The following is a 13546-nucleotide window of genomic DNA, read 5'->3' on the forward strand; positions in this document are numbered from 1 at the left end:
CAAATTATGAAAATATGTCACTTTGAAGCCGGATTGGACCAACCCTTTTTTCTGCTCGCCGGGCCCTGTGTGATTGAATCCATGCAACTGGCCATCGACACCGCCGGTCACTTAAAGGAAATCACCGATGAACTCGGTATTCCCTTTGTCTTTAAATCCTCCTATGACAAGGCCAACCGCACATCATTAGACTCTTTTCGCGGTTTGGGCATGGAAGAAGGCCTGAATATTTTATCTGAAGTCCAGAAACAAATCGGTGTCCCGGTGATTACCGATGTCCATGACGACAGTCCCATTGATGAGGTGGCGGATGTGGTGGATATCCTGCAAACGCCGGCTTTTTTGGTGCGGCAGACCAACTTTATTCTCAGGGTCTGTGCCGCCGGTAAACCGGTGAACCTGAAAAAAGGCCAGTTTATGGCACCCTGGGACATGAAAAATGTGATTGAAAAAGCCCGTTCCACCGGTAACGAACAGATTATGGTGTGCGAGCGTGGTGCCAGTTTTGGTTACAACAACCTGGTTTCGGATATGCGTTCACTGGCGGTGATGCGTGAAACCGAGTGTCCCGTGGTGTTTGACGCCACCCATTCAGTCCAATTACCCGGTGGCCAAGGCGGCACTTCAGGCGGTCAAAGAGAACATATTCCGGTGCTGGCGCGAGCCGCCACCGCTGCAGGGATTTCAGGTCTGTTTATGGAAACCCACCCGAAACCCGAAGAAGCCAAAAGTGACGGCCCCAATGCGGTGCGCTTGTCACAAATGAAAGCCTTATTAACCACCTTAAAAAGAATTGATGAAACGGTCAAGAGCCAACCGTTTGCGGAGGAAACTGATGACTGGCATTAAACATATTCATGCGCGTGAAGTGTTGGATTCACGTGGCAACCCAACCTTAGAATGTGACATCACCTTACAATCAGGGGCTTTTGGTCGCGCCATGGTGCCTTCGGGGGCATCCACCGGTGCCCGAGAAGCCATCGAATTACGCGATGGCGATAAAAGCCGTTATTTGGGTAAAGGTGTGCAAAAAGCGGTCAACAATGTCAATCAAACCATTGCAGCGGCTTGTGAGGGTCAAGAATTTGACAGTCAAGCACGGTTAGACCGAACCTTACTGGATTTAGACGGGACTGACAATAAAAGCAAACTCGGTGCCAATGCCTTATTGGGTGTGTCCTTAGCCTATGCCCATGCGGTGGCGGCTGAAGAGCAACAGCCTTTATTTAAGAGCATTGCCACGGTGGATGATTTTCAATTACCGCTGCCGATGATGAATATTATCAACGGCGGTGCCCATGCCGATAATAATGTCGATGTGCAGGAATTTATGGTGTTACCCACCGGCTTTGATTCTTTTGCTGAAAGTTTACGTGCCGGCACCGAGATTTTTCATGCCCTGAAATCTGTGTTAAAAAAACAAGGGTTGTCCACCGCGGTTGGCGATGAAGGTGGTTTTGCGCCAAATCTGGCTTCCAATGTGGCTGCGGTTGAGGTGATTCTGACAGCCATCGAACAGGCCGGTTACAAAGCAGGCAAAGATGTGTATTTGGGTCTGGATGTCGCCAGTTCCGAATTTTATCGCGATGGTCTGTACCATCTGGCCGGTGAAAACAAACAGTTATCGTCCGAACAGATGACCAACTTTTTGGCGGATTGGGTGCGTCAATATCCCATGATTAGCATCGAAGATGGATTAGATGAAGCCGACTGGGATGGCTGGCAGTATATGACTGAACAGCTGGGCGATAAAATCCAATTGGTGGGCGATGATTTGTTTGTCACCAATCCGCGGATATTTCAGCAAGGTATTGATCGAAAGATTGCCAATTCGATTCTGATTAAACTCAATCAAATCGGCACCTTAACTGAAACCTTAGAAGCCATCGAACTGGCCAGAAAATCCGGTTACACCGCCGTGGTGTCACACCGCTCCGGGGAAACCGAAGATGCCACCATCGCTGATTTAGCGGTGGCCACCTCTGCCACCCAGATTAAAACCGGATCCTTGTGTCGTTCTGATCGCATGGCGAAATACAACCAGCTGTTACGCATTGAAGAATGCTTGGGCACGAACGCACATTTTGCCGGTCGCCACGCTTTTAACCTGCTCAATTTATTTTAATCAGCCGTCGTCTTTGATGAGATTCTGACTTTGCTCACTGAGCTGGTGCTGTTCAGCCTGTTGCTGAATGGTGGCCACTTCTTCATTGCTGAGATTTTCTTCGGCATCACTTAGGGCCGGTTCGTGGGGGATTTTTTCTACTTTTTCAGATACCGGGCTGTCTTCAGTCAACAGACGAATGCCTTCTGGAAACACCACTTCGCGGGCTTCGTCGGGCATGCTGATGCCGGCCTCATCAAAAGCGCGCTTGACCAGTCGAATCACCGCAGATTTCACTTTACTGGTACTGTTTTTGACCCCATCCACCCAAAAATAAACCTCTAAATTCACGGTGGCCGCGCCCAGGTTATCCACCAGTACCTGAGGCGGCGGGTCATCGAGCACCGCCGGGTGAGCAGCCATGGTTTCTGTGGCAATCTGCTGAGCCTTCGCAATACCGTCATCATAACCAATACCGACCGTGAACTGTTGTCTGATTTTGGGATTGGCGGTGACATTAATGATGGTGTTTTTGTAAATGGTGGCGTTGGGGATGTGAATATGATTGCCATCCAGGGTCATAATCACAGTGCCGCGGGTGGTAACGCTTTGCACCACACCCTCGGTGTCATTGACTTTAATGTAATCGTTGATTTTAAACGGACGCTGCACGCTGATGAGCACACTGGCGAGAAAGTTTTCGGCAATGTCGCGAAAAGCCAGACCAATAATAATGCCCATTAAACCGGTCCCACCGAGCAGGGTCAGCGCGAGTTTAGTCAAACCGGTGACCTGCAAAACCAGATAGAGACCGATGACCACCACCGGCAGCGCCGCCAGTCGTGCCGATAAGCGCATGACAAAAGGGTTTTTGATGCGCTGGCGAAATAATCGACTGGCCACTTGAAACGCCGATTTTGCCACCAGCCAGGTGATGATTAACAACACCAGAGCAATCATAATTTTGGGGATGGTGCGGACAAAATCATGGTATAAATTGATGGTTTCATCCACCGCCGGCTGAAAACTCCAGTTTGACGTCGTGGATAAGCGCAGTTGATTAATGACCGCAATCACGCCCTCGGTACGCTGGGCCAGGTGTTCTGCCCAGGTTTTATATTCAGATGAATGGGTTTCACCTTTTAAGAATACAATACCCTCTTCAACCTCAACATCAATCTCATTAAATCGGCCCGAACTGTCCAGGATACGCTGTAAACGGTGGGCGATGGCCTGATCCTGTACGGTGTCTTTGACATCGATGGTTTGGCTGCTGTCCTGCATGGGTTGATCGGACTGATTTGATTGCGCAAACACCGAAAAAGAATATAAAAACAGTACCAGCCACAAAGTATTGTTGGGTTTTGTCATAAGACCATCGCATGCAAAAGTGTTTTTATTTTAGCACAATCAAAGACATAAATTAGGCCGCTCTAAGACTGTGAAATGACCGGGAATTCAGTGTTATTTTTACTGCCAATCCCTTACAATACTTGACTTTCAATACAGGCCAAACCATGAGCGATAAAATTTTTGATTTAATAAAAGAGCACGCCATTGACTTTGTTGATTTGCGGTTTTGTGACACCATTGGCAAGGAACATCATGTGACCTTACCGATCTCACAAGTGGACGAGGATTTGTTTGAAGACGGTAAAATGTTTGACGGCTCTTCCATTGCCGGCTGGAAAGGCATCAATGAATCGGATATGGTGCTGATGCCCGTTGAAGACAGTGCTTTTGTGGATCCGTTCAGTCAGTTCCCGACGCTGGTGGTGCGTTGCGACATTTTAGAACCCAACACCATGCAGGGTTACGAACGCGATCCGCGCTCAATCGCCAAGCGTGCAGAAGCCTATCTGCAACAATCGGGTATTGCCGATGAAGCTTTTTTTGGTCCTGAGCCTGAGTTTTTTGTGTTTGACGGCATCAGCTGGAACACCGAACCCAATAAAATGAATTTTGAAGTGTATTCCCGTGAAGGCCACTGGGATACCGCCACCGATGCGCGTGAAAATATGGGTCACCGCCCCCGCCATAAAGGCGGCTATTTTCCGGTGCAACCGGTGGACAGTTTGAACGATTTGCGCTCAGCGATGTGTAAAGTGATGGAAGACATCGGTCTTGAAGTGGAAGTTCATCACCACGAGGTGGGCGGACCCGGCCAGTGTGAAATCGGGATGCGCTTTAACACCCTGGTAAAAAAAGCAGACGAAGTTCTGATGATGAAATATGTGGTTCATAATGTGGCCCATGATTACGGTTATACGGCCACGTTCATGCCAAAACCCATCATCGGCGACAACGGCAGCGGCATGCATGTCCACCAATCACTGATGAAAGACGGTGTCAACCTTTTCACCGGTGAAGGTTATGGCGGTTTGTCGCAAACCGCTTTGTACTACATCGGCGGTATTTTTAAACACGCGCGCGCCATCAATGCCTTTGCCAACCCATCCACCAATTCCTATAAACGTCTGGTGCCTGGTTTTGAAGCCCCGGTGATGTTGGCTTATTCTGCCAAAAATCGTTCAGCCTCTGTGCGAATTCCCTTTATCAACAACCCCAAAGGTCGGCGCATTGAAGTGCGCTTTGGCGATCCCATGGCCAATCCGTATTTAATGTTTGCGGCGATGATGATGGCCGGTTTAGACGGCATCAAAAACAAAATTGATCCGGGTTCGGCGATGGATAAAGACCTCTATGATTTACCCCCTGAAGAAGCCAAAGACATTCCCACAGTCTGTCATTCGCTGGATCAGGCGCTGGAAGCCCTCAATCAGGACCGTGAATTTCTGAAAGCCGGCGGTGTTTTTAGCGATGATGTGATTGATGGTTTTATCGCGGTCAAAATGCGCGAGGTACAACGGTTGCGCATGAGCACTCACCCCATCGAATTTGATATGTATTATTCATTATAACCCCATAAAAATTCTCACAAGTTAATAAGGCTTGGTTATAATCAAAAGCGTCGGTTGTCTTCAGTCGGCGCTTTTTTCAATCATAAAAAGAGGAAATGCTATGGGTATGATGTCTGAATTTAAGAAATTTGCGGTTAAAGGCAATGTGATGGATATGGCAGTGGGTATTATTATTGGTGCTGCTTTTGGTAAAATTGTTTCAGCCTTTGTCAATGGTGTTTTGATGCCGCCTTTGGGGTTGCTCATTGGAGGTGTTGACTTTTCGGAACTGGCCATTGTTCTTAAAAAAGGCACTGAAAATACCGAACCTGTGTTATTACAGTGGGGTGCTTTTGTTCAAACAACCATTGATTTTTTGATTATCGCCTTCGCCATATTTATGGTGGTTCGGGTGATGAATAAACTTAAAGCCAAAGAAGAAGCCAAACCGGAAGCGCCACCAGAACCCAGTAAAGAAGAACTTTTACTCACTGAAATCAGAGATTTATTGAAAGAAAAAAATTAAGTGGAAAAGAATCAGGAATTATTAATACAACAATTGGCCGCCTTGCTCAAAGGGGAACACGACCCTTTGGCCAATGCGGCCAATTTATCGGCTTTTTTATACCGTAATCTGGACGCAGTAAATTGGTTGGGTTTTTATTATCAACAAGGCAACGAGCTGGTCTTAGGTCCGTTTCATGGCCAACCGGCCTGCACCCGATTACCGATTGGTCAGGGTGTTTGCGGAACCGCCTTTGATAAAAAATCCGCCCTCAGGGTGGATGATGTGTCGACATTCAGCGGTCATATCTATTGTGACAGCGCCAGTCGCTCTGAAGTGGTGGTGCCCTTTTATGGAGAAAGCTTAAGCGGCGTTTTGGATGTGGACAGCCCTGATTTCAATCGTTTTACGGATGCCGATGTTGATTTTTTTGAGCGGGTGGTCGAATTGTATCAGCATGCGATAACGCCACAAACTTAATCCGGATTCAGCAGCCGCATTAAAACTTCAATTTTAAAGGGTTTAATAATCAGTTTATCCATGTTGTGCTGTTGACAGCGTCGCTTCAGCTCATCGGAAATATCCGCACTCATCATCACCACTTTGCAGGCATGACCGATTTCGCGGGCGGCTAAAACAAAATCTACGCCCGTCATATTGGGTAAGTGGTAGTCCACCAACAAGGCATCATAACGACTCCGGTCAAGCGCATTAAGGGCTTGATACGGGTCATCAAAAATATCCACCATGTGACCGGCTTTTTCCAGCAATTCCAGTAAAAGCTGCTGATTAATGGCGTTGTCCTCCAGCACCAACAAATGCAGCGGTCGCCCGTTTATAATGGGGTTGGGTTCAGGCTTTATTTGTTGTTGAGGTGCGCGCATTAAATCGGTCAACTGTTTAAAAGTGAAAGGCCAATTAATCACTTTAAAAGAGCCTTGATGTCTTGGGTTGTTTTGCAGTTGGCTTTTCACAAGATAAACCGGTCTAAAGTCCCGTTGAGCAATGCCAATGGCTTCCTGGTAGGGTGTTTCATCGCGATCAACCACAAATAAATAATCAAACGGTTCTTCAATGTCATAACTGACCAGTAAACCCAATCGCAGCAGGTATTCGGCCAGTGCCGATTTAACCGCTGAATCATTGGCCATGACGCAAGCGGTGCTGCGTGATGCAACCGGCCCATGGCTAACTGATGGGTTCGGGGTCAGCTTAATCAAACAACTGACTTCCGTGCCGCTTTTTGGCTGGCTGTCAATATGAATATCACCGGCCATTTTTTCACACAATTGTTTAACGATGCTCAAGCCCAGCCCGGTACCACCGTATTTACGGGTGATGGAACTGTCCGCCTGGGCAAAGGGGTCAAACAGATTATTGATCATACTTTGCTCAATACCCATTCCGGTGTCTCTCACCACAATTAAAACCTCATCAGCATGATGACCGGGCTGAACACTGAACATGACCTGACCTTGTTGGGTAAACTTAAAGGCATTGCTCAAAAGATTAATGATAATTTGTTTAATGCGTGTGGCGTCACCCAACCAGTGCGCGGGTAATTCGGCATCCAGACAAGTGATAAAATCAAGCCGCTTATTTTTGCTGACTGAAACAAAAGACTGGGTCATTTCATCCACCAGTTCCACCAGATCAAAGGCTTTATGTTCTAACATCAGTTTACCGGCTTCAATTTTAGACAAATCCAGAATGTCATTGATGATATCCAGCAAGTGTTCACCGGATTCATTCACCGCTTCGGCATACAGCCTTTGGTCTGCATTGAGCGGTGATTCCAAAAGCAACTGATTCATGCCCAGAATGCCATTCATTGGTGTGCGAATCTCGTGAGACACCTGCGCCAGAAAGTCACTTTTGGCTTTGCTTGAGATTTTCGCTTGTTCGGCCAGATGCTGCACTGCCTGAAACAATCGTGCATTTTCAATCGCCAGAGAAGCCTGTGCCACATACGCCATGGCCAGAGAAATGCTGTTTTTCTTAAATGCACCGTCCTGTCGGCTAAAAGTGATTAACCCCAACCGCTGTTCAGAATGGCTGAATAAAACATGCAACAGATAATTACCGTCAATTGTTTCAAGCCGGTATTTTTCTTCTGACTCATACAAAGAAAGTGCCAGACTGCCCAGTCGGTTCTTCTCTGCCACGGTGAGATGCGGATCACTGAAAATCTGGTCATTATTGTCGTTATTCCAATAGCATATTTCGATGCGCGAACATTGGATGTGTTGCCCCAGGCGTTGTTTGATTTGCGCAAATAATTCTTCCACGTCCACCGACTGCACCAGCGAATGGGTCAAGGTCAGTTGGTTTTCGACAAAGGTCTGCTTTTCCCTGGCATAATTCAGTTCCTGATTGTACTGCCAGCGCTTTCGGGCGATTAAAAACAAAACCGCCGCCAAAATGAATGCCAGTGCGGCATAAAGCCAATAAGCCCGTTCAGTTTTCCAGGGCGCTTTGGTTACCTGAAAGGCCATTGTAAGCGGCTCTGACCAATCCTGATTCAGACTTTTGCCTCGAATTTGTACACGGTAATGACCAGCCGGCAGCTGATAAAAATTCTGGCTGGTTTGATGTCCCGCATCTAACCAGGGTTGGTCTGTGGTTAAGCGATATTGATAGCGGTGACTGTCCGGCTGACTAAATGACAAAAGCTGGTAGTCAATTTGTATACTCCCATAGTTATAAGGCAGTTGTGACAATGACGAAACCGTTTCCCCGTTGTGTCGGATACGTTCTAATACCAAGGTTGCCGGGTGTTCTGAGTACGTGTTCGCAGAGGGGTCTTTGATATGCACCAAACCGTTGGCAGTCACCATCATGGTGCTGCCGTCGTGCATGGCAAAGGTGTTATGAACCATACGTCCGGGCAGATTGTCGGTGTTGGTGTAGCGTTTAATGATGCGGTTTTCATCAGGATTTATGACCACAACACCAGTCTGACCGGTAAGCCATAACTGCTGATTGATGATTTTCAGGCGATAAATTCCGTCGGTTGAAACCAGCTGGTTGAGACGACTTGTGTCCTGATGAATAAGTTCGTTATCCTGTAGCCGGTAACGCAGAATTTTGCCGTTAGACAACAACCAGACCACATCCTGTTCCAGCATGATGTCATTAAAACCTTCCTGTGTCCGGATGACCCGGATCGGTTCCAGGCTGTTTTTATCCAACACCTCCAAACCTTTGTTTCCGGTTAGCCAGACATGGCCCTGGCGGTCAAACACCGGGTTATTCTGGATGTCATTCATAAACAGTTGTCCATCTTCAGGCCGAACGCTTTGATCTTGTTCAAACCAACGGTACAGTTGTTTATCGCCATAAAATGTAACAAACAACTTATGACCGATTTCAAAAATCAGCCTTGCACCGGGGTGATCTCCCATCGGCTCAAAAAGTTTGGTCACCGGATCGAGGCGGTATAGTCCCATCGCAGACACCACCCAAAGCCGATAATTCCGGTCTAAGTACAGTCCATTAATCTGGTCGGGAAGCTGCTGATCATCGCCAAAGGTTTTGAGGGTTTTAAAACGTCCGTTTTTATAATGGTTGAGTGTAAGGCTGTGCTGTCGGCTATCATAAAGCCAGAAGCTGTCATCAAAATCTCCCGCACTGTGCACATAGTTATCGATGTGAATATATCCATCTTCAGAAAAAGGTCTTTTGATGGTTGTTTCATGCCATCGGTGATTCAGGCGCATCACACCCATATTATCGCTGGCCACCCATATATTATGCTCTTTGTCCTCATACACCGACCGGATATTGATGTCATCACCCAGCACTTCACCCTGACTGATAAATTGAATGCGGCTCAACAAACCGTTGTTAAACAGAGCCAGACCCTTCACCGTTGACAACCACAGTCTTCCGGCACTGTCCACAGTGATGTTGCGCACCGTTAAGGGCTCACCCATTAACAGACTGAAGTGTTCACGCCTGATGATGCGGTTAAATTTATTTTGCTGCGCATCAAACCGGTAAACACCGCGGTAAGCGGCCAGGTAAATTTCACCATCCGAACTTTGGCTTATGCCGTAAATCCGGGCCTCTTTTGCAGAAGGATCGGTTATATCAAGACGATGAATATCCGCCTGATGAGTCTTTGGATCAATGTCATAGACCACGCCTTCTAAGGTGACCGCCCAGATATGACCGTTGGCGGCGGTTTTGGCATCAAAAAATCGCACCGACTGCAACCAGGGTGTGTTTTCCGGTGTCAAATGACTGAATTTTTGGTTTTGACGATTATATACTGATATACCGCCGTCAAACTGAAAAACCCACATGTTATCCGCGTGATCTGCTGCCAGAGCGAACACCATGGATTTAAAGATACCCTGATCACTGTCAGCATCAGCTAATTCAATTTGCGGAATCAGCTTAAATTGATTCGACGCCTTTTCGTAGAGAGCCAAACCCACGTTGTTTAAACTAATCCAGATATCCTGCGTTGTCTGAACAAACAAAGAAATTTCATTACTGGGTAAACTGTTGGCGTCTAAGCTGTCCTGCGAAAAATGGATGAATTTTTGACTGTCAAAGCGGTTGAGTCCCTGGTGGGTGGCAATCCAAAGATAACCCTCAGAATCCTGGTCTATCTGGGTCACTTTGCGTCCGAGTAAGCCGTTGTATTGGTCGTAATGGATGACATTGACAAACTGGGTGTTGCTGTTTTCGCCGAAGGCCACGTCCCGGGCTGTCGCCCAAGCGGGAAAACAGCCTAACAGAACCAATGTAAAAACCGTCAAACTAAAAAAACTGCCCATAGTTACGTCCATAAAAGTGCTGAATTAATATAACACAGACACCGACAATGTTCGCTTATATTCTTAGCAAGATTCACCAGCCTGTCATGATATAATTCAAACATGACCCAATCCAAAGCGGCCGCCGGCCAGCGGCTTTACCATTACTGGCAAAAATTACACAACAAACCTTTAGGCCCATGGCTTTTTAACAAAATACTGGCCTTACATGTGCCCTATTCAGGCAGCATCAAAGCGCAGGTAAAATTGCTTGAACCCGGCCGCTGTGAAGTTTTACTGCCTTATCGCCGTGCTAACACCAACCACCTCAATTCGGTGCATGCCCTGGCAACCGCCAATTTAGGTGAAATGGCCGGGGGACTGGCTATGCTGACAGGCCTGGGAGATACGGTTCGCGGCATAGTGACCCGCATTGATACCGAGTACCTCAAAAAAGCGCGTGGCAATTTAATCGCCAAAGCCGATGTGGCGATTCCCACCGTGACTGAAGACAAAACAGAATACCGGGTGCGGACACATATATTCGATGCCGACGGTGATGAAGTTACCCGCGTGACTGTCACCTGGTTACTTTCACCTACACAGTAAAATATATTCTATGAAAACACTCCATTCTTACGCGCAAGATCAATGGCATCAGGCTGATGACGGTTTTAAAACATGCCACAACGCCATTACCGGCGAACCGGTGGCACACATTTCAAGTCAAGGACTGGATTTTGCCGCTATGCGCGATTATGCCCGAGACAAAGGGCAGGCATCACTGGCACAGATGACCTTCCATGAGCGGGCTTTGATGCTCAAAGAACTGGCTTTGCATTTATTGTCGAAGAAAGAAGACTTTTATCAACTTTCCCGCGCCACCGGTGCCACCCGTCAGGATTCCTGGATAGATATTGAAGGCGGTATCGGTACTTTGTTTGTCTATTCCGGCAAAGGTCGCCGTGAAATGCCGGACCACACGGTTTATATTGACGGCGCGTATGAGCCTTTATCCAAAGACGGCAGTTTTATTGGTCAGCATATTTGTACACCAATGCAAGGTGTTGCGCTGCATATTAATGCCTTTAATTTCCCCTGTTGGGGCATGCTGGAAAAGCTGGCACCGACTTTATTGGCGGGTATGCCGGCGATTGTTAAACCGGCCTCTGATACAGCATATTTAACAGAACTCATGTTTCGTGAAATGGTGGCCTCAGGTGTCTTGCCGGAAGGCGCGGTTCAGTTGATTTGCGGTTCCACCGGTGATTTACTGGATTTACTGGACGGCCAAGATGTGGTGGCATTCACCGGGTCAGCCTCCACCGGTCAATATCTGAAATCAAAAGACAATATCATGCGGCAAGGGGTTCGCTTTACCATGGAAGCCGATTCATTGAATTGTTCCATTCTGACGCCTGATGCGACGCCGGATACACCTGAATTTAAAGCCTATGTCAATGAAGTGGTGCGTGAAATGACGGTCAAATGCGGACAAAAATGTACCGCCATCCGCCGTGCCATTGTACCGAATGCGTTAATGGATGCGGTCAGTGAGGCCATATCAGATAAACTCGCTAACATGGTGATTGGTGATCCGGCCAATGAAACCGTGAAAATGGGGGCTTTGGCCAGTCTTGATCAGCAACGAGAAGTACGCCAGCGGGTAAAGGAGTTGTCCCAATACGCGGTTAGTGTCTATGGTGATACGAAACGGGTAGAAGTGGTTGACGGTGATCAAAAAACCGGTGCATTTATCTCGCCGATTGTATTGCGCGCATCCGATCCGTTAAATTGCGCCGAAGTGCATGACATTGAAGCCTTTGGCCCGGTCAGTACCCTGATGGGTTACGATTCTATTGAAGAAGCGGCGCAGTTGGCCAATATGGGTGAAGGTTCTTTGGTGGGTTCGATTTTTGGTTACGATGATGAAGCGGTGAATGAACTGGTGATAAACACCGCCTCGTACCATGGCCGTTTATTGCTCATTAACCGGGATTCGGCCAAACAATCCTCAGGACATGGTTCACCTTTACCGCATTTAACCCACGGCGGCCCCGGACGGGCCGGTGGTGGTGAGGAATTGGGTGGTATCCGTGGGGTACTCCACTATATGCAACGCACCGCCTTACAAGGCTCACCCAGCACATTGACCCGCATTATCGGACAGTATTTGCCCGGCGCAAAAACCAGTAAACCACCGCAACATCCCTTTAAACTACACTTTGAAGATTTAACAGTCGGACAATCATTAACCACCGACAGCCGCACCATCACGCTGGCCGATATTGAAGCCTTTGCGGATTTATCCGGCGATCATTTCTATGCCCATATGGATGAAGCCGCCGCCGCCCGCAATCCGTTTTTTGATCAGCGGGTGGCCCATGGTTACTTTATTGTGTCGATGGCGGCGGGTTTGTTTGTTTATCCAGAAGAAGGTCCGGTGCTGGCCAATTACGGTCTTGATGACTTGCGTTTCACCGAACCGGTTTATCCCGGTGATGAGATCACCATACAGTTTACCTGCAAACAAAAAGCCTACCGCCGCGGCAAAGGTTATGGCGAGGTGAGATGGTTTATCCGAGCCGCCAATCAAAACCATGAAGTGGTGGCACAATACGATATTTTAACCCTGGTGGCATCGAAGTTTGAAGCGGTTGTGGAGGATGAAAACTGATGGGGGGATTGTCCAGGTGGATTTTAAAAATTCTTGGCTGGCAAATTATCAACGATTTACCCGCGGATAAAAAATACATGTTGATTGTGGCACCGCACACAAGTAACTGGGATTTTGTCTATGGGGTTCTGGCCAAATCGGCGGTGGGATTAAAAGTCAGTTTTTTAGGCAAAGACAGCTTATTTAAATCACCGCTGGGCTGGTGGTTTAAAGCCCTCGGCGGCATCCCCGTTTATCGCGACCAAAAGCTCAACATGGTGGAGCAAATGGTGGTACAGTTTAAACAGCGTCAACACATGATTTTGACCATGTCACCCGAAGGCACCCGCAGTCGCCTGAAATACTGGAAATCGGGGTTTTATCACATTGCCTGCGGCGCAGGCGTGCCCATCGTAATGGCGACATTAAATTTTGCTGAAAAACAAATTAAACTGGGGGGTCGATTTATGCCCAGCGGTCAGGTGACCCAAGACATGGACAAGGTGCGCGATTTTTATGCCGGAATCCAAGGCAAAAAACCGCAATACCAAGGCCCTGTCCGACTTAAAATTGAACCCGCAGATGAATAAAAAACCCGGCGAAAAAGCCGGGTCT

10 protein-coding genes are annotated in these 13546 nt (G+C 47.7%); 8 read left to right on the forward strand and 2 right to left on the reverse strand.

From position 1 onward, the window contains the following. Positions 1 to 6: 6 nt before the first annotated feature. Together kdsA and eno are read left to right on the forward strand one after the other, a co-directional pair. Positions 7 to 849: a 3-deoxy-8-phosphooctulonate synthase gene (kdsA, locus tag IEV16_RS03420; protein ID WP_188364270.1), complete on the forward strand. Its 843-nt coding sequence runs from the start codon at positions 7 to 9 to the stop codon at positions 847 to 849. Further along, complete coding sequence (gene eno, locus IEV16_RS03425) at positions 836 to 2125, forward strand: phosphopyruvate hydratase (RefSeq protein WP_188364271.1); 1290 nt, start codon at positions 836 to 838, stop codon at positions 2123 to 2125. The genes kdsA and eno overlap by 14 nt, the downstream gene beginning before the upstream one ends. Here eno and IEV16_RS03430 read toward each other — a convergent pair whose 3' ends face one another. After that, a complete protein-coding gene (locus IEV16_RS03430) occupies positions 2126 to 3475 on the reverse strand; it encodes a mechanosensitive ion channel family protein (protein ID WP_188364272.1) in 1350 nt (449 codons plus the stop codon). A gap of 146 nt (positions 3476 to 3621) precedes the next feature. Between IEV16_RS03430 and glnA the strand changes: the two genes are divergently transcribed. The 3 genes from glnA to msrC all read left to right on the forward strand — a co-directional run bounded on the left by glnA (position 3622) and on the right by msrC (position 5989). Further along, positions 3622 to 5025 (forward strand): type I glutamate--ammonia ligase, encoded by a 1404-nt coding sequence (glnA, locus tag IEV16_RS03435; RefSeq protein WP_188364273.1) that lies wholly within the window; start codon positions 3622 to 3624, stop codon positions 5023 to 5025. A gap of 100 nt (positions 5026 to 5125) precedes the next feature. Further along, the gene (gene mscL / locus IEV16_RS03440) at positions 5126 to 5530 is read left to right on the forward strand and encodes a large-conductance mechanosensitive channel protein MscL (protein ID WP_268234393.1); all 405 of its coding nucleotides are present in this window, start codon (positions 5126 to 5128) and stop codon (positions 5528 to 5530) included. Then, the gene (gene msrC / locus IEV16_RS03445) at positions 5531 to 5989 is read left to right on the forward strand and encodes a free L-methionine (R)-S-oxide reductase MsrC (RefSeq protein ID WP_188364274.1); all 459 of its coding nucleotides are present in this window, start codon (positions 5531 to 5533) and stop codon (positions 5987 to 5989) included. On the opposite strand, the gene IEV16_RS03450 is transcribed toward msrC, so the two are convergent. Next, positions 5986 to 10296 (reverse strand): hybrid sensor histidine kinase/response regulator, encoded by a 4311-nt coding sequence (locus tag IEV16_RS03450; RefSeq protein WP_188364275.1) that lies wholly within the window; start codon positions 10294 to 10296, stop codon positions 5986 to 5988. The two genes, msrC and IEV16_RS03450, sit on opposite strands and share 4 nt — an antisense overlap. Positions 10297 to 10398: 102 nt before the next feature. Between IEV16_RS03450 and IEV16_RS03455 the strand changes: the two genes are divergently transcribed. From IEV16_RS03455 to IEV16_RS03465, 3 genes are read left to right on the forward strand one after another with little or no spacing between them, the layout of a single operon-like run. Beyond that, on the forward strand, positions 10399 to 10884 hold the full coding sequence (locus tag IEV16_RS03455; protein ID WP_188364276.1) for a DUF4442 domain-containing protein: 486 nt from the start codon (positions 10399 to 10401) through the stop codon (positions 10882 to 10884). 10 nt (positions 10885 to 10894) lie between these two features. Continuing rightward, positions 10895 to 12952, forward strand: coding sequence for a phenylacetic acid degradation bifunctional protein PaaZ (paaZ, locus tag IEV16_RS03460; protein WP_188364277.1), 2058 nt, complete (start codon positions 10895 to 10897; stop codon positions 12950 to 12952). Further along, positions 12952 to 13521 (forward strand): lysophospholipid acyltransferase family protein, encoded by a 570-nt coding sequence (locus tag IEV16_RS03465; RefSeq protein WP_188364278.1) that lies wholly within the window; start codon positions 12952 to 12954, stop codon positions 13519 to 13521. The genes paaZ and IEV16_RS03465 overlap by 1 nt, the downstream gene beginning before the upstream one ends. Positions 13522 to 13546 lie beyond the last annotated feature (25 nt).

Source organism: Marinicella pacifica, assembly GCF_014636635.1.
Taxonomy (GTDB): Bacteria; Pseudomonadota; Gammaproteobacteria; order Xanthomonadales; family Marinicellaceae; genus Marinicella; species Marinicella pacifica.